Raw genomic sequence first — 17,202 nt, 5'->3', positions numbered from 1 at the left:
TGTGGGAGAGTAGGACACCGCCGGACTTCTTCGTTGAAATGGCCACCCAAGGTTCTTGGGTGGCCATTTTGCGTTAACACGCTTTGTGCGTGAAGTCGTCGTTTCACGGGTACCGTGGGACAAGAATTCAACAGTAGGTTGACGCCGGGTGACGGCGTCCGAGCACCGTGGAGATCATCGTGAGTGACCAGTCAGCAGACCAGCCCGACAAGGGTGAGCGACGTCCTCCGAGATCTTCCGGTGACAACCGTGGGAACGGTGGTGCTCCACGGCGCGATGATCGTGCTCGCGGCACCGACCGCCCGCAGCGGTCCGATGCGCCCCGGAGTGATCGTCCACGCACGGATCGTCCGCAGCGTTCCGACCGTCCAGCACGGAGTGGTGACCGTCCGTCATCGGGGGATCGTCCGCAGCGTTCGGATCGTCCTGCTTGGCAGAAAGATCGCCCGGCGTCCGGGGACCGTCCGCAGCGCTCGGACCGTCCCGTGCGCAGTGGTGACCGTCCGTCATCCGGTGATCGACCGCAGCGGTCGGACCGCCCGGCTTGGCAGAAAGATCGTCCGGCGTCCGGCGACCGTCCGCAGCGTTCGGACCGTCCCGCCTGGCAGCGGGACCGCCCGGCGTCGGGGGACCGTCCCCAGCGGTCCGACCGTCCTGCGCGGAGCGGCGACCGTCCGTCGTCCGGCGATCGTCCGGACCGCGGAAACCGGACCGACCGTGGACACTCCTCTGAGCGTGGTGGCCGTCCCGACCGCGGGCGCGAGAGCGGTGGACGCGAGCTGTGGACGCGCGATGGCGCTCCGGCCCGCGGCGACCGAGACGCGTTCCGACGCGAGCGCGAGCTGACCGAGGAAGAGCGCATCGCGTTCGAGCTCAAGTCGATCCGTCCGCGCCACGACGACCCGGAGATCCCCGACGACGTCACGCCACAGGACCTCGACAAGGGTGCGCGGAACGAGCTGAAGACCCTGAGCAAGGAGAACGCCGACGGCGTCGCCCAGCACCTGGCGATGGCGGCGCGACTGATCGACAGCGATCCTGCGTTGGCCCACCTCCACGCGATGTCCGCCGCCCGTCGGGCCGGCCGGATCGCGATGGTCCGCGAGACCCTCGCCATCACCGCGTACGAGACCGGCGACTACGCCCTCGCGCTTCGCGAGCTGCGCACCTATCGCCGTATCTCCGGCAAGGACGACCAGCTGCCGCTCATGGTCGACAGTGAACGCGGCGTCGGCCGACCGGAGCGTGCCTTGGAACTCGGACGGTCCGTCGATCGCTCGACCCTCGACCTACCGGTCCGCGTCGCCCTCGCGATCGCGATGTCGGGTGCCCGGCTCGACCTCGGGCAGACCGAGGACGCGCTGCTCGAGCTCCAGATCCCGCAGCTCGACCCGAAGCGTGCGTTCTCCTACAGCCCGGCGCTGTTCAACGCGTACGCCGAGACCCTCGAGGTCCTCGGCCGTGAGGAGGAGGCGGCCGTCTGGCACGACCGTGCGATGATCGCCTCCGAGGCGCTCGAGCAGTCCGCTGCGGACGACGAGGGCGAGACGATGGTGGTCGTGGAGGAGTTCCTCGAGTTCGACGACGAACCCGAGTCGCCCACCGCTGATGCCCCTGAATCCGACGATCAGCCCGGGGAGGAGCCGTCCGGTGAGTCCGCTGCTGACGAGAAGGCCTAAGCCCGTGACCCCGCTCGACGGCGTCGACGTGGTCCTCGCGGATCTGGACGGCGTGGTCTACGCCGGCCCGAACCCGATCCCGCACGCAGTGGAGTCGCTGAACCTGGCGGCTGAACACGTTCGCGTTGGATACATCACGAACAACGCCTCCCGGACGGACGCCTCCGTCGCGCAGCACCTGACCGACCTCGGCCTCAGTGTCGCGCCGGCAGAGGTCGTCACGAGCCCACAGGCCGCGGTCCGGCTCCTGGCCGGCCTGGTGCCCGCCGGGTCCACGATCCTGGTGGTCGGTGGTGCCGGGCTCGTCGACGAGGTCGAGAAGGGTGGCTTCGTCGTCACCCGCTCCGCTGAGGACTCGCCGGCTGCGGTGATCCAGGGCTTCGCTCCCGAGGTCGGCTGGTCACAGCTGGCCGAAGCGGCGTTCGCACTGCAGACGCCGACCGCCGACGGTTCCGAGCTGCCGTGGGTCGCGACGAACACGGACTGGACCATTCCGCAGGCTCGTGGGATCGCTCCGGGAAACGGCACGCTGGTGTCGGCCGTCCACACGGCGGTCGGCCGTCTGGCGACCGTCGCCGGGAAGCCGGAGGTACCGATCTTCGACGAGGCGAAGGTGCGTTTCGGCGCATCGAAGCCGCTCTTCATCGGAGACCGACTCGACACCGACATCCTCGGCGCGAACCGCGCCGGGATCGCGTCAGCCCTCGTCCTGACCGGCATCGATCGAGCCAAGCACGTCCTCGCGGCCGACCAGCACTCCCGGCCGACCTTCATCCTCGAGGACCTGCGGCAGCTGCACGAGCCGTATCCGGCCACCACCATGTCGCGCGACGGCAAGGCGGCGACGGTCGGTGCGGCCACGGTGCGGATCCGTGGGAACGACGTCGTGGTGGAGTCCGACGGCCCCTCCCGGATCGACCTGTTGCGCGCCGCGTGCGCCGCGATCTGGGCGTCCGGCCGTGCCATCTACGGGCTCAACGTCCCGGAGCACCTGTACGCGGAGTGATGCCCACCCCTCGGGAGGCGCGGTTCACCACGGGTGTTCGCCCTCAGCGGTTCCCGGCGGCGGGGACGGTGGCGGCCGGTAGGGTTGCCCTGTGACGAACGAACCGGAGCACCCGACCGACGGCCTCGTGTCCCGCGTCCACCTCATCGAAGAGCAGCCGCTCGAGGAGCGGGCCGCCGCGTACAGCCAGCTCGTCGACGAACTGCGCGCGACGCTCGAGGGGAGCGACTCGCCGAAGACCTCGGCGTAGCGCATGGAGAACACACCCGAACCGCCTGCTGCAGCCGATTCGCCGGACGGCGCCGCGCAGCCCGCCCGCCTCGACGCCGCCCTCGCCGCGCGCGGACTCGCCCGCTCCAGGACCCATGCGGCCCAGCTCATCGCCGACGGGCTCGTGAGCGTCGACGACCGCACGATCGTGAAGGCCTCCCACCGGGTCCACCCGGATGCTCGGGTCGTCGTCGCCGGCGCCGACCACTACGTGAGTCGCGCCGCCCACAAGTTGCTCGCCGCCCTGGACGCCTTCCCGGTCGTCGTCGACGACGCACTCGTCCTCGACGCCGGCGCCTCCACCGGCGGATTCACCCAGGTCCTGCTCGAGCGTGGAGCGCGTCGGGTGATCGCCCTCGACGTCGGGCACGACCAGCTCGTGCCGCAGCTCCGAGACGACGAGCGGGTGCGGGTCGTCGAGGGGTGCAACGTCCGCTTCCTGACGCCGGAGCAGCTCAGCGACCTCACCGGTCTGGACGAGCGTCCGTCGCTCGTGGTCGGCGACCTCTCGTTCATCTCCCTCACGCAGGTGCTCCCGGCACTCGTCTCGGTCGTCGCGTCACCGGCGGAACTCGTCCTGCTCGTCAAACCGCAGTTCGAGGTCGGTCGTGGTGGCGTCCGTGAGGGCGTCGTCACCGATCCCGCGCTCCGTGCCGACGCCGTCGCAGGCGTCCTGTGGGCGGCCTGGGACCTCGGTCTCGGGACGGCCGGGCTCATCCCGTCGCCGATCGTCGGCACCCACGGCAACCGCGAGTACGTGGTGTGGATATCGGCGGAGCACGGAACCAATCCGACAGAATGGATGCAGCAGATCACCTCGATGGCTGGAGCGTAACCCGATGGCACATTCCTCCGATCCTGCGGTCGCGGCGAGGAACATCCTGATCGTCGCGCACACCGGCCGCGACGACTCGCGCGACGCCGCCGTGCTCGTCTCCAGGCTGCTCCTGGAAGCGGGCGTCCGTCCGGTCCTCAGCGCGCTGGAGCGGGCCGATCTCATCGCCGTCGACCCGGAGCTCGACGTCGTCTCCATCCTCGACGAGGAGGTCTCCCTCGGCGATATCGAACTGGCGATCGTCCTCGGCGGCGACGGCACGATCCTGCGCGCGGCCGAGGTCACGCGAGGATCGGCGGCGCCGCTGCTCGGGGTGAACCTCGGCCACATCGGCTTCCTCGCCGAGAGCGAGCGCGACGACCTCGCCGAGACGGTCGAACGCGTCGTACGTCGCGACTACTTCGTCGAGGAGCGCATGACGCTCTCCGTCCGGGTCAAGGTCGGCGCGGAGGTCGTCTACGAGACGTGGGCGCTCAACGAGGCCACGGTCGAGAAGGCGAGCCGGGAACGGATGCTCGAGGTCGTGATCGAGGTCGATCAGCGTCCGCTCTCCTCCTTCGGGTGCGACGGGGTGGTCATCTCGACGCCGACCGGCTCCACCGCCTACAACTTCTCCGCGGGCGGGCCGGTCGTGTGGCCGTCGGTGGAGGCCATCACCCTCGTCCCGCTCAGCGCGCACGCCCTGTTCGCGAAGCCGCTCGTGGTCGGTCCGGAGTCGTCCCTCGCCGTCGAGGTGCTGGAACGCACCGACGGCCTCGGCGTGCTCTGGTGCGACGGCCGCCGGGCCAAGGACCTCCAGCCGGGCGCCCGGGTGGTCGTCAGACGCTCCTCGGTGCCGGTCCGCCTCGCGCGCCTCCACGAGAGCACCTTCACCGATCGACTCGTCAACAAGTTCCGGCTGCCGGTCACCGGTTGGCGCGGCCCCGTCGGACGCGAGGAGCCGATGACCGGCACGATCCACCTCCCGGCCTCCACGGCCACCCGACACCACAGCGATCAGGAGGGCACCGCATGATCGAGGAGATCGAGATCCGCGACCTCGGCGTCATCGCGTCCGGGACGCTCCCACTCGGACCCGGTTTCACCGCCGTGACGGGTGAGACCGGCGCAGGCAAGACGATGGTGGTCACCGCCCTCGGGCTGCTCCTCGGTCAGCGGTCGGACAGCGGCGTCGTGCGAGCGGGCCAGAAGCAGACGAGTGTCCAGGGACGCTGGTTGGTGCCGGGCGACGGCTCGGTCGCCGAGCGCGTCCGCGAGGCCGGGGGAGACCTCGATCCCGCGGGTGATGCGGCAGAGCTGCTGCTCGGCCGGATCGTGACCGCCGAGGGCCGCGGCCGCGCGATCGTCGGTGGCCGGACGGCGCCCATCGGTATCCTCTCCGAACTCGGCGAGCAGCTCGTCGTCGTGCACGGGCAGTCCGATCAGATCCGTCTGCGGGCCGCGCCGGCCCAGCGGGACGCCCTCGACCGCTTCGCCGGTGAACCGCTCCAACTGGCCCTCGGTGACTACCAGCGGCGCTACACGGAGCTCCTGGAGCTGCGGACGGAACTCGAGACCCTGACGAACGAGCGCGACACGCGACTCCTCGAGGCCGAGCAGCTGCGCGTCGCGCTGGCCGAGATCGAGCAGGCCGACCCGCAGCCCGGCGAGGACGCCGAGCTCGCCGAGCGCGCCGATCGACTGACGAACCTCGAAGAGCTCCGCCTCTCGGCTGCCGGCGCCCGAGAACTCGTCTCGGCCGAGGCCGGCGAGGAGAGCGACGTCGTCGGACTACTCGAAGGCGCGCGGCGGCAGCTCGACCGGGCCTCGGTGCACGATCCCGCCCTCGGCGCGATCGCCGCGAGTGTGGCCAACGCGAGCTACCTGGCCGCGGAGATCGCCGCCGAGCTCTCGAGCTACCTCGCCGGACTCGACGAGGACGGCGCTCGCGAACTCGAGGTCGTCCAGGAACGCCGCGCCACTCTTGCGACGCTCGCCAGGAAGTACGGGCCGACCGCTGAGGACGTCCTGCACCTGCTCGAGACGGGCAGCACACGCCTGATGGAACTCGACGGCGACTCCGACCGCATCACCCAGCTCGAGGGCGACGTCGAACGACTCTCCGGGGAGGTCGACGCCGCTGCCGCGACGTTGAGCGCCGTCCGGGTCGAAGCCGCCGCTCGACTCGGCGCAGCCGCGAGCGCGGAACTGCGCTCGCTCGCGATGGCCGAGGCTGAGCTCGTCGTCGAGGTGTCCGATCGCGACGACCTCACGCTGCACGGCAAGGACGTGATCGCCTTCCTCCTCCGGCCGCACGCCGGTGCCGAGCCCCGACCGCTCGGCAAGGGCGCCTCGGGCGGAGAGCTGTCCCGTGTGATGCTCGCCCTCGAGGTCGTCATCGCCGGCGCGGACCCCGTGCCCACCTTCGTGTTCGACGAGGTCGACGCCGGCGTCGGCGGAGCCGCGGCGATCGAGATCGGGCGTCGCCTCGCAGCCCTCGCCGAGCGCTCGCAGGTGATCGTCGTCACCCACCTCGCGCAGGTCGCGGCCTTCGCCAACAACCATCTGAGCGTGGTCAAGGGCGGCGACGGTTCGGTGACCGCATCGAGCGTGCGCCAGCTCGTCGGCGCCGAGCGGGAGGCGGAGATGGCGCGGCTGCTCTCCGGGCTCGCGGAGTCCGACAGCGGCCTCGCCCACGCCCGCGAACTGCTCGCCCTCGCAGCCTCCTGACGACGAGAACGCCAAGGAAGCGACACATGAACCCGAACTGGATGGTAGGATAAAAGCCCGTGGTGAATACTTCTGAAGCGGGCAACCTGAACTCTCCGACCGACGGCATCGTCTCGGGCTCCAACGGCACGACCAAGCACATCTTCGTGACTGGTGGTGTCGTTTCTTCGTTGGGCAAGGGGCTCACCGCAGCCAGCCTCGGCAACCTGCTGACGGCGCGCGGGCTCCGGGTGGTCATGCAGAAGCTCGACCCCTACCTCAACGTCGACCCGGGCACGATGAACCCGTTCCAGCACGGCGAGGTCTTCGTGACCGACGACGGCGCCGAGACCGACCTCGACATCGGCCACTACGAGCGGTTCCTCGACATCGAGCTGAGCCAGGCCGCGAACGTGACGACGGGTCAGATCTACTCGACCGTGATCGCCAAGGAGCGTCGCGGCGAGTACCTCGGCGACACCGTGCAGGTGATCCCGCACATCACGGACGAGATCAAGCGCCGCATGCGCCTGCAGGCGTCCGAGACGCCCCAGCCCGACGTGATCATCACCGAGATCGGTGGCACGGTCGGCGACATCGAGTCGCAGCCGTTCATCGAGTCGGCTCGTCAGATCCGCCACGAGCTCGGCCGGAACAACGTGTTCTTCGTCCACGTCTCGCTCGTGCCGTACATGGGCGCCTCCGGTGAGCAGAAGACGAAGCCGACGCAGCACTCGGTCGCGGCCCTCCGGTCCATCGGCATCCAGCCCGACGCACTCGTGCTCCGCAGCGACCGTCCGGTGACCGAGAGCAACAAGCGCAAGATCGCGCTCATGTGCGACGTCGACGAGGACGCGGTCGTGAACGCGGTCGACGTCCCGAGCATCTACGACATCCCCACCATGCTGAACGACCAGGGCCTCGACGCGTACATCGCCGACCGCCTGGGTCTCGTCACCAACGAGGTCGACTGGAGCGGCTGGGCCGACCTCCTCGAGGCCGTCCACCACCCGAAGCACGCCGTCACCATCGGTCTCGTCGGCAAGTACATCGACCTGCCCGACGCCTACCTGTCGGTGACCGAGGCGCTCAAGGCCGGCGGCTTCGCCCACGACACCAAGGTCAGCATCCGTTGGATCCCGTCCGACGACTGCGAGACCGTCGAGGGAGCGATCAAGGCGCTCGCCGACGTCGACGGCATCTGCGTCCCCGGTGGCTTCGGCATCCGCGGCATCGAGGGCAAGCTCGGCGCCCTGAAGTTCGCCCGCGAGAACGGCATCCCGGTGCTCGGCCTCTGCCTCGGCCTGCAGTGCATGGTCATCGAGTACGCGAGGAACGTCGTCGGGCTCGAGGGTGCCAGCTCCTCAGAGTTCGACCCCGACACGCAGTTCCCCGTCATCGCGACGATGGCCGAGCAGGTCGAGATCATCGCCGGCGGCGACCTCGGCGGCACGATGCGCCTCGGCCTGTACGCGGCGAAGCTCGACGAGGGCTCGATCGTCGCCGAGCTGTACGGTGCGGACGAGGTGTCCGAGCGTCACCGTCACCGCTACGAGGTGAACAACGGCTACCGCCAGCAGATCGCGGACGCCGGCCTCCAGTTCTCCGGCCTGTCGCCCGACGGCACGCTCGTCGAGTACGTCGAGCTGCCGCGCGAGGTGCACCCGTTCTACGTCGCGACGCAGGCGCACCCCGAGCTGCGGTCGCGCCCGAACCACGCGCACCCGCTGTTCGCCGGTCTCGTCGGTGCTTCGCTCGAGCGTCAGCAGGCGAGCCGTCTGTTCGACGTCGCCAATGGTTGAGTCGGTCGGCGACGCCGCGTCGTTGCGCGACGAGTCGCACCCCGTCGAGGTGGTGTCCTCCGAGCGCGCGTTCGCGGGCAAGGTCTGGGACATCCGGCGGGAGACGTTCCGCTACGGCGACGGTGAGGTCGTGCGCGAGTTCGTCGACCACACCGGTGCGGTCGCGGTGTTGGCGCTCGACGCCGACGAGCGCGTCCTGCTCATCCAGCAGTACCGTCACCCGATCGGCGAGCGCGACTGGGAGCTGCCGGCCGGCCTGCTCGACATCGCGGGGGAGGATCCGGCCGTGGCCGCGGGTCGCGAGCTGGAGGAGGAGGCCGACCTCGTCGCCGGTTCGCTCCAGCTGCTGACGGAGTTCTACACGACGCCCGGAGGTAGCAACGAGTCGATCCGCATCTACCTCGCGCGCGACCTCACCGCGACAGCCGAGGCCTTCGCCCGTGCTGAGGAGGAGGCGGACATCCTCGTGGAGTGGGTGCCCCTCGACGATGCCGTGGCTGCGGTGCTCGACGGCCGGCTCCACAACTCGATCCTGATGCTCGGCGTCCTCACGGCCGCCGCGGCTCGCGATCGCGGGTGGTCGACGCTGCGCGACAGCGGCGACTCCACGATCGGGCCGGGCGGAGCCTGAGGCGTGGCGCTCGATCGCGCGGTCGCCGACTACCTGCGACACATCGCGATCGAGCGCGGCCTGTCGGCCAACACGCAGGCCGCCTACCGAAGGGATCTCGAGGGCTACCTCGCCTGGCTCGGCGCGCGCGGCGTCGTCGAGGCACCGGCCGTCACCGCCGCGCACGTGTCGGAGTACACGGCGTCGCTCCGGACACCCGAGGGGCAGCCGGTGCGCGCGTCCTCGCTCGCCAGGGTGCTGTCGTCGATCCGCGGCCTCCACCGGTTCCTGCTCGACGAACAGCTCGTCGAGGTCGACGTCGCGCGCGAGGTCCGCCCGCCGAAGCTCCCAGGGCGGCTCCCGAAGGCGATCACGATCGACCAGGTCCGCGCGCTGCTCGAGACGACCGATGGCGACGACCTACTCGCTGTCCGCGACAAGGCGCTCCTCGAACTGCTTTACGCGACAGGGGCCCGCGTCTCCGAGGCCGTCGGCCTGAACGTCGACGACGTCATCGACACCGACATCGTCCGGCTCCTCGGCAAGGGCGGCAAGCAGCGGATCGTGCCGCTCGGCAGCTTCGCCCGTGACGCCGTCGACCGCTACCTCGTTCGCGTCCGGCCGGTCTTCTCCGGCCTCGGCCGGTCCACGCCGGCGCTCTTCCTCGGGCAGCGCGGTGCGCGACTGTCCCGGCAGAGCGCGTGGCTCGTCCTCCAACGCGCCGCCGAGCGCGCAGGACTCGAATCGCACGTCTCGCCGCACACCCTCCGACACTCCTTCGCGACGCACCTGCTGCAGGGTGGAGCCGACGTCCGCGTCGTGCAGGAACTCCTCGGTCACTCCTCGGTGGCGACGACCCAGCTGTACACGCTGGTGACGGTCGACAACCTCCGCGACGTGTACACGCAGTCCCATCCCCGGGCCAGATGGACCACGGGCGGAGCGGCACCGCAGGCCTGACCCGTGGCCCGGTAGACTCGTCACTCGAACGACAGCAAGCGGGAGCGAGGCAACACCGGTGGCCGGTACGAAGCACACGAGCGCAGTGCAGGATTCTGCGCGCAAGACCGCCGCCGAACTGAACCCGAACGGCCCGACCGGCCGCCCGCGTCGTGAGTTCGCGGTGCCGCCCACACTGGCGCAGCACGGTCCGGCACGCATCATCTCGCTCTGCAACCAGAAGGGTGGCGTCGGCAAGACGACGACCACCATCAGTCTGTCCGCCGCGCTGGCCGAATACGGCCGCCGGGTGCTCGTCGTCGACTTCGACCCGCAGGGTGCGCTGTCCGCCGGTCTCGGCATCTCCACCCACGACTCCAACACCGTCTACGACCTGCTGCTCGGCACCGTGAAGGACCCGGCCGAGGTCATCCAGCACACCGCCATCGAGGGTCTCGACGTGCTCCCGGCCAACATCGACCTCTCGGCCGCCGAGGTCCACCTCGTCAACGAGGTCGCGCGCGAGACGATCCTGGCCCGGGTGCTCCGCAAGGTGTCCGACGACTACGACGTCATCCTGATCGACTGCCAGCCCTCGCTCGGCCTGCTCACGGTCAACGCCCTCACCGCCAGCCACGGGGTCCTCATCCCGCTCGAGTGCGAGTTCTTCGCGCTCCGCGGTGTCGCGCTGCTCATCGAGACCATCGACAAGGTGCGCGACCGCCTCAACCCGGCGATCGAGCTCGACGGCATCCTCGCCACCATGTACGACTCCCGGACCCTGCACTCGCGTGAGGTCCTCGAGCGCGTCGTCGACGCGTTCGGCGAGAAGGTCCTCGAGACGGTCATCGGCCGGACCGTGAAGTTCCCCGACGCGAGCGTCGCCGGAACCCCGATCACCGAGTTCGCACCGGAGCACGCCGCCGCGAAGGCCTACCGTCAGCTCGCGAGAGAGCTCATCTCCCGTGGCGCGATCGCCTGATCCCGCGCGGACGCCCGTGGCCGTCCTCCCTCCGGCCGGCGACACCGGCTCGCGCTCCGATGAGGCGACGACCGTCGACCCCGCACCGGCACCGTCGTTCCGGGTGTCGTTCGACGGTTTCGAAGGGCCCTTCGACCTCCTGCTGACCCTCATCGGCAAGCACGAACTCGACATCACCGAGGTCTCGCTCAGCCGCGTGACCGACGAGTTCATCGCCTACCTGCGCACGCTCGAGGCCGACGACGAACTCGACCAGGCGAGCGAGTTCCTCGTCGTCGCGGCCACCCTGCTCGACCTCAAGATCGCGGGGCTGCTGCCGCAGGGTGAGCTCGTCGACGCGGAGGACGTCGCCCTGCTGGAGGCGCGCGACCTGCTGTTCGCCCGCCTGCTGCAGTACCGCGCGTTCAAGCAGGCGTCGGCGTGGTTCGCGGAGCGCCTCGACCTGGAGGCGGCGCGCCACTTCCGGGCGGTCCGGCTGGAGGAGCAGTACCGTCAGCAGACCCCGGAACTCGTCTGGACGCTGACCGCGCAGGACTTCGGCGCACTCGCGACGCTCGCCTTCACGCCGCGCGAGGTGCCGACCGTGGGCCTCGACCACCTGCACGCACCGCTCGTGAGCATCCGGGAACAGGCGGCGCACGTCGTCGCCATCCTGCGCCGCGGCGGGTCACACACCTTCCGCGAGCTCGTGGCCGGTGCGGAGCTGAAGGGCGTGGTCATCGCGCGCTTCATCGCCGTGCTCGAACTGTACCGACACGCCGCGCTGTCCTTCGAGCAGATCGAACCGCTCGGTGAGCTCACGCTCCGCTGGACCGCCGAGACCTGGAACGACGACAGCCTCGCCAACCTGGGAGCCGATTACGATGCCTGACGCGACACCCGAGTCGATCGAGCGGCCGACGGACGCCGCCCAGGGCCTGCCGGCCGAGCCCGCGCCGGTGCCCGCACCGGACGTCCCGAGGGCGCTCGAGGCGATCCTCATGGTCGCCGACGAACCGCAGAGCCTCGTGAACCTCGCCGCCGCCGTGCACGTCCCGGTCGGCGCCGTCCGACGGGCCATCGCCGAACTCGTCGCCGACTACGACGGCGAACGCGGTGGCGTCCGACGCGGGTTCGAACTCCGCGAGGTCGGCGGCGGCTGGCGGATCTACGTCCGAGCCGACTACGACGCGCTCGTCACCGACTACGTCGTGACCCAGAACCCGACGAAGCTGTCGCAGGCGGCGCTCGAGACCCTGGCCGTGATCGCCTACAAGCAGCCGATCAGCCGCGGCGCGATCGCCTCGATCCGCGCCGTCAACGTCGACTCCGTCGTCCGCACCCTCCTCGGGCGCGGACTCATCACGGAGATGTTCACCGACAGTGAGACGGGTGCCATCAACTACGGCACCACCGATCTCCTGCTCACCCAACTTGGTATCAACGCCATCGAGGAGCTGCCGCGGATCTCGCCGTTGCTCGACGATGGCCGGGAAGGATTCGACAGTGACCAGCACTGAATCAGAGGGCATCCGCTTGCAGAAGGTGCTGGCGAACGCCGGCGTCGCCTCGAGGCGCGTGTCTGAGCAACTCATCGAGGACGGCCGTGTGGAGGTGAACGGCGTCGTCGTCACCGAGCTCGGCTCGCGGATCGACCCGGAGCACGACCTCGTGTCCGTCGACGGCAGCGCCATCCAGCTCGACGCCTCGAAGCGCTACCTCATGCTCAACAAGCCGGTGGGCATCTACAGCTCGTTGAAGGACGACCGCGGTCGCCCCGACCTGCGCCGCTTCACCGAGCAGTACGAGGAACGACTCTTCAACGTGGGCCGCCTCGACGCCGAGACGAGCGGTCTGCTCATCCTCACCAACGACGGCGGCCTCGCGCACGTGCTCGCGCACCCGTCGTTCGGTGTGCAGAAGACGTACATCGCGAAGGTCACCGGCAAGGTGACCCCGCAGGTCCTCGCGAAGCTGACCGCGGGCATCGAGCTCGAGGACGGACCGATCTCCGCCGACAAGGCCCGCCTGCTCGGCACCGAGGACGGGTTCAGCCTCGTGGAGCTCACGCTGCACTCCGGTCGGAACCGCATCGTCCGTCGCATGCTCGACGCCGTCGGCCACCCGGTCGTCGACCTCGTGCGCCGTCAGTTCGGCCCCCTGCACCTCGGGACCCTCGGATCCGGCCAGCTGCGCGAGCTCAGCAAGGACGAACTCGGCGCCATCCTGACCATCGCCCGCGCTCACGGTCCTGAAGCCCGCGCGGCCGACGGCACGGCAGCGGAGGCGTCGGAGCCGACGGCATGAGCGACCTGAGTTCCGCGCCCGCGCGCGTGCAGGGGTCGGTCCGCATCGTCGGAGCCGGCCTCCTCGGCGCGAGCATCGGACTCGCGCTGCGCGCCAAGGGCGTCGACATCATCCTCGACGACGCGTCGCCCAGCCAGTTGCGCCTCGCCATCGACTACGGCGCGGGTCGTGCAGCGGAACCCACCGACGACCCGTCCGTCGTCGTCATCTGCGTCCCACCGGACGTCACCGCCCGCGTCATCGAGGCCGAACTCGCCGCGTTCCCGCGCGCCGTCGTGACCGACGTCGCGAGTGTGAAGCTCGAACCGTACCGCGCACTGCTCGAGCGCGGCGTCGACCTCACCCGGTACATCGGGTCCCACCCGCTCGCCGGCCGTGAGCGCGGGGGAGCGATCTCCGCCAGGGCCGACCTCTTCCTCGGCCGCCCCTGGGTGATCTGCCGCGACGCCGAGACACCCGCCTGGGCGCTGTCGCAGGTGGAGGGCCTCGTGCTCGACCTCGGCACCATCCCGATGGAGATGACGCCCGACGAACACGACCGCTTCGTCGCGCTCGTCTCGCACACGCCGCAACTCGTCGCGAGCCTCCTGGCCGCCCAGCTGCAGGACGCCGAGGAGGGCGCCATCCAGCTCGCGGGACAGGGCCTGCGCGACACCGTCCGCATCGCCTCGAGCGCACCGGAGCTCTGGGTCCAGATCCTCAGCGCCAACCACGCCGAGGTCCTCCCGGTGCTGGAGCAGCTGTCCACCGACCTGGCGTCGGTCATCTCGGCACTCCGGGACCCGGAGGTGCCGGGCGCTCGCCGCACGATCGCGGACACGATCGCCGCCGGCAACACCGGCGTCGCACGGCTCCCGGGCAAGCACGGCCAGAACCGCCGGTTCGCCAGCATCGTCGTCCTCCTCGACGACCGCCCCGGCCAGCTGGGCGCCCTGTTCACGGAGTTGGGCGAGATCGGCGTCAACATCGAGGACCTGCGTCTGGAGCACTCGCCCGGCGCGAACATCGGTCTCGCGGAGGTCCAGGTCCTCCCCGAGGTGAAGCAGCGCACCGTCGACGACCTCGAGTCGCGCGGCTGGCGCATCGCGGAAGTATAGGAAGACACATGACCGAACAGCACCCCATCAGCACCGACGCGTCGTCGACGCCGGACGCACCCGTCGTGGTCGCGATCGACGGACCGGCCGGCAGCGGCAAGTCCAGCGTGAGCAAGGCCGTCGCCCGCCGGCTCGGCTACCGCTACCTCGACACGGGCGCCTGGTACCGCGCGCTCGCGCTCCACACGCTCGATGCGGACGTCGACCCAGAGGACTCGGCGGCGGTGATCGGCTCGCTCGACGCGTTCGGTGGCGCCTTCACCGTCTCCCTCGACCCGGACGTGACCGCGTTCTCGCTCGGGGATCGCGACGTCACGGACGAGATCCGCGGCCCTCGCGTGACGGCCGTCGTGTCCGCCGTCGCCCGTGTCCCGCAGGTGCGTGCGTGGATCAACGAGACCTTCCGATCGCTCATCGCCGACGTCGACCGCCCGGGCATCGTCGTCGAGGGACGCGACATCACCACGGTGGTCGCACCGGATGCTCAGGCACGGATCCTGCTCACGGCATCCGAAGCGGCTAGAATGGCCAGGCGTTCAGCGGAATTCGAGAGCCACCCTGCCGGCGACGTCGCGGAACAACTGCAGCGGCGTGATCGGGCGGACTCCAGGGTCGTCGACTTCATGAACGCGGCGGACGGAGTGACCACCGTCGACTCCACGCACATCGACTTCGACGAGACGGTCGACGCGGTCGTCCGCGTCACCGAATCCCTCACAGCAAGGAACTCCCATGGCTCACGATGACGAGCAGTTCGACGGAGGCCCCGACGACCTCGCGGACCGCCTCCAGGACATGGACGAGGAGCTCGCGACCCAGCGGGCCGCGTCCCTCCGCTCCGGCCTGGCCGACTACGACCTCGAGGGCGACGACCTCGACATCCTCGACGGCGCGACGGAGGACCCGGACGAGATCCGCTTCCTGCCGGCGCTGCCCGTCGTGGCGATCGTCGGACGCCCGAACGTGGGCAAGTCCGCGCTCGTGAACCGCATCCTCGGCCGGCGTGAGGCCGTCGTGGAGGACACCCCGGGCGTCACCCGCGACCGCGTGAACTACAAGGCCGAGTGGAACGACCGTCGCTTCACGGTCGTCGACACCGGTGGATGGGAGCCCGACGCCAAGGGGATCGACGCGTCCGTCGCGGCCCAGGCCGAGATCGCCATCGACCTCTCCGACGTCGTGATCTTCGTGGTCGACGCCATGGTCGGTGCCACGGCGACCGACGAGCAGGTCGTCAAGCTGCTCCGCAAGACCGGACGCCCCGTCTTCCTCGTCGCCAACAAGGTCGACGACGCCCGTCAGGAGCCGGAGGCCGCGGCGCTCTGGAACCTCGGCCTCGGCGAGCCCCACCCGGTCTCCGCGATCCACGGCCGTGGTGTCGCCGACCTCCTCGACAAGATCCTCAAGGTCCTCCCGCAGGTCTCGGCCGTCGCGAAGGACGAGTTCGGCGGCCCCCGCCGCGTCGCGATCCTCGGACGCCCGAACGTCGGCAAGTCCAGCCTGCTCAACAAGACCGCAGGCGAGGAGCGCGTCGTCGTCAACGATCTCGCCGGGACCACCCGCGACCCGGTCGACGAGCAGATCGAGCTCGGCGGCAAGATCTGGCGCTTCGTCGACACCGCGGGTATCCGTCGTCGCGTGCACTTGTCGCAGGGTGCCGATTTCTACGCGTCGCTCCGCACGAGCACGGCGCTCGAGAAGGCTGAGGTGGCCGTCGTCCTCATCGACGTCACCGAGGTGATCAGCGAGCAGGACGTGCGCATCATCGACCTCGTCCTCGAGAGCGGTCGCGCCCTCGTGCTCGCCTTCAACAAGTGGGACCAGCTCGACGACGAACGCCGGAAGTACCTGGAGCGCGAGATCGAACAGGACCTCTCGCACGTGTCGTGGGCGCCGCGCGTCAACATCTCCGCGCGGACGGGTCGCCACCTGGAGCGTCTCGTCCCGGCCCTCGAGGTCGCACTCGAGTCGTGGGACATGCGTATCCCCACGGGCAAGTTCAACGCCTTCCTCGCCGAGCTCACGGCGGCGCACCCGCACCCGCTGCGTGGTGGCAAGCAGCCCCGCATCCTGTTCGGCACGCAGGCCGCGAGCCGTCCGCCGACCTTCGTGCTCTTCACGACCGGCTTCCTCGACCCCGGTTACCGTCGCTACGTGATCCGTCGCCTGCGCGAGATCTGGGGCTTCGAGGGCACGCCGATCAACGTCAACATGCGCGTCCGCGAGAAGCGCCAGCGCTGATCCACCGCGTCCGTCTGCCGGACGGCGACGACGAAGGCCCGGAACCACTCCATCGAGTGGTCCCGGGCCTTCGTCGTACTGGTCGAGACGTGATCAGGAGCGAGCGAGGGCGGATTCGTCGGCGGGCGCCAGGGCGGGCCCGTGTTCGGTCTCGAACGGCCACCAGCTCGGGAGGAGCTCGCCGATGACCTCGAGGAACGACTCGACGTCGCGTGGTGCTGGGGTGTCGAGCCAGACGCGGAAGCTCGCGACGGAGCCCGCGGCGACGAAGTGCGCTGCCGACCGCATGAACAACTCGCGCTGCTCCTCGCTCAGGCATTCGGCGTGGGGGAGGGTGATCGCCCCGCGCTCGAAGATGTCGAGTACCGTCGAGGTGAAGACCCGGTTGAGCATGGGCTGCAGACTCGCGCCGATGAGGTCGTCGCCGAGACCGACGCGGTAGATGTCGGCGCGCTCGTCGATGTGGCGGAGCGCGGCGACCGTGGCCCGGGTGATCGCCGCCGGGGCGTCGTCCGCGGAGACGGTCGCCAGGTGCGTCATGCTCAGTTCGGTGAGCTCCTCGGCGAGGACCGATTCGAGCAGCTCGCACGGCGCCGCCGCGTGCTGGTAGAAGGTCGATCGGTTGATGCCGGCGCGTGCGGCGATCTCCGAGACGGAGATCTCGGAGGTGGGGCGTTCTGCGGCGAGTTGCAGGATCGTGCGCGCGAGCCGTGCCCGCGTCCGGCGTTGACGTGCATCCATGAGGGTCCTTCACGTGGGTTCGGTGC

General features: G+C 70.0%; 17 protein-coding genes. 16 read left to right on the top strand and 1 reads right to left on the bottom strand.

The window, feature by feature from the left end:
* Window positions 1-485 precede the first annotated feature (485 nt).
* The 16 genes from ITJ66_RS12545 to der all read left to right on the top strand — a co-directional run bounded on the left by ITJ66_RS12545 (window position 486) and on the right by der (window position 16,435).
* Complete coding sequence (locus tag ITJ66_RS12545) at window positions 486-1,679, top strand: hypothetical protein (protein WP_228501595.1); 1,194 nt, start codon at window positions 486-488, stop codon at window positions 1,677-1,679.
* A complete protein-coding gene (locus tag ITJ66_RS12540) occupies window positions 1,609-2,685 on the top strand; it encodes an HAD-IIA family hydrolase (RefSeq protein WP_079002654.1) in 1,077 nt (358 codons plus the stop codon). Before ITJ66_RS12545 ends, ITJ66_RS12540 begins: the two co-directional genes overlap by 71 nt.
* 91 nt (window positions 2,686-2,776) lie before the next feature.
* A complete protein-coding gene (locus tag ITJ66_RS12535; protein WP_194644724.1) occupies window positions 2,777-2,935 on the top strand; it encodes a hypothetical protein in 159 nt (52 codons plus the stop codon).
* 3 nt (window positions 2,936-2,938) lie between these two features.
* Window positions 2,939-3,790 (top strand): TlyA family RNA methyltransferase, encoded by an 852-nt coding sequence (locus tag ITJ66_RS12530; RefSeq protein WP_086475421.1) that lies wholly within the window; start codon window positions 2,939-2,941, stop codon window positions 3,788-3,790.
* Window positions 3,791-3,794: 4 nt separating this feature from the next.
* Window positions 3,795-4,805 (top strand): NAD kinase, encoded by a 1,011-nt coding sequence (locus ITJ66_RS12525; protein ID WP_137241540.1) that lies wholly within the window; start codon window positions 3,795-3,797, stop codon window positions 4,803-4,805.
* The gene (gene recN / locus ITJ66_RS12520) at window positions 4,802-6,499 is read left to right on the top strand and encodes a DNA repair protein RecN (protein ID WP_192020088.1); all 1,698 of its coding nucleotides are present in this window, start codon (window positions 4,802-4,804) and stop codon (window positions 6,497-6,499) included. Before ITJ66_RS12525 ends, recN begins: the two co-directional genes overlap by 4 nt.
* An 86-nt stretch (window positions 6,500-6,585) precedes the next feature.
* The gene (locus tag ITJ66_RS12515) at window positions 6,586-8,280 is read left to right on the top strand and encodes a CTP synthase (protein ID WP_199862395.1); all 1,695 of its coding nucleotides are present in this window, start codon (window positions 6,586-6,588) and stop codon (window positions 8,278-8,280) included.
* Window positions 8,273-8,911 (top strand): NUDIX hydrolase, encoded by a 639-nt coding sequence (locus tag ITJ66_RS12510; RefSeq protein ID WP_137241543.1) that lies wholly within the window; start codon window positions 8,273-8,275, stop codon window positions 8,909-8,911. Before ITJ66_RS12515 ends, ITJ66_RS12510 begins: the two co-directional genes overlap by 8 nt.
* A 3-nt stretch (window positions 8,912-8,914) precedes the next feature.
* Complete coding sequence (gene xerD / locus ITJ66_RS12505; RefSeq protein WP_194644723.1) at window positions 8,915-9,850, top strand: site-specific tyrosine recombinase XerD; 936 nt, start codon at window positions 8,915-8,917, stop codon at window positions 9,848-9,850.
* 85 nt (window positions 9,851-9,935) lie between these two features.
* The gene (locus ITJ66_RS12500) at window positions 9,936-10,811 is read left to right on the top strand and encodes a ParA family protein (RefSeq protein WP_071260744.1); all 876 of its coding nucleotides are present in this window, start codon (window positions 9,936-9,938) and stop codon (window positions 10,809-10,811) included.
* A 103-nt stretch (window positions 10,812-10,914) separates the two neighbouring features.
* Window positions 10,915-11,682 carry a ScpA family protein gene (locus ITJ66_RS12495; RefSeq protein ID WP_370582641.1) on the top strand — a complete coding sequence of 256 codons (768 nt, stop codon included), beginning with the start codon at window positions 10,915-10,917 and terminating at the stop codon, window positions 11,680-11,682.
* A complete protein-coding gene (gene scpB, locus ITJ66_RS12490; protein WP_137241546.1) occupies window positions 11,675-12,310 on the top strand; it encodes an SMC-Scp complex subunit ScpB in 636 nt (211 codons plus the stop codon). Before ITJ66_RS12495 ends, scpB begins: the two co-directional genes overlap by 8 nt.
* A complete protein-coding gene (locus tag ITJ66_RS12485) occupies window positions 12,276-13,097 on the top strand; it encodes a pseudouridine synthase (protein ID WP_194644722.1) in 822 nt (273 codons plus the stop codon). Before scpB ends, ITJ66_RS12485 begins: the two co-directional genes overlap by 35 nt.
* Window positions 13,094-14,194, top strand: a complete 1,101-nt coding sequence (locus ITJ66_RS12480; RefSeq protein ID WP_194644721.1) for a prephenate dehydrogenase — start codon at window positions 13,094-13,096, stop codon at window positions 14,192-14,194. The genes ITJ66_RS12485 and ITJ66_RS12480 overlap by 4 nt, the downstream gene beginning before the upstream one ends.
* An 8-nt stretch (window positions 14,195-14,202) precedes the next feature.
* Window positions 14,203-14,940 carry a (d)CMP kinase gene (gene cmk, locus ITJ66_RS12475; RefSeq protein WP_194644720.1) on the top strand — a complete coding sequence of 246 codons (738 nt, stop codon included), beginning with the start codon at window positions 14,203-14,205 and terminating at the stop codon, window positions 14,938-14,940.
* Window positions 14,927-16,435 (top strand): ribosome biogenesis GTPase Der, encoded by a 1,509-nt coding sequence (der, locus tag ITJ66_RS12470; RefSeq protein ID WP_085514417.1) that lies wholly within the window; start codon window positions 14,927-14,929, stop codon window positions 16,433-16,435. The genes cmk and der overlap by 14 nt, the downstream gene beginning before the upstream one ends.
* Window positions 16,436-16,528: 93 nt before the next feature.
* Here the strand turns inward: der and ITJ66_RS12465 are convergent, their stop codons facing one another.
* The gene (locus tag ITJ66_RS12465) at window positions 16,529-17,176 is read right to left on the bottom strand and encodes a TetR/AcrR family transcriptional regulator (protein WP_194644719.1); all 648 of its coding nucleotides are present in this window, start codon (window positions 17,174-17,176) and stop codon (window positions 16,529-16,531) included.
* Between the last annotated feature and the right edge of the window lie 26 nt (window positions 17,177-17,202).

Origin of the sequence: Plantibacter sp. VKM Ac-2885, assembly GCF_015351205.1 — a bacterium.
Classification (GTDB): Bacteria; Actinomycetota; Actinomycetes; order Actinomycetales; family Microbacteriaceae; genus Plantibacter; species Plantibacter auratus.
The sequence above is the reverse complement of the archived record's forward strand: the minus strand, read 5'-3'. Positions and strand labels throughout refer to the sequence as shown.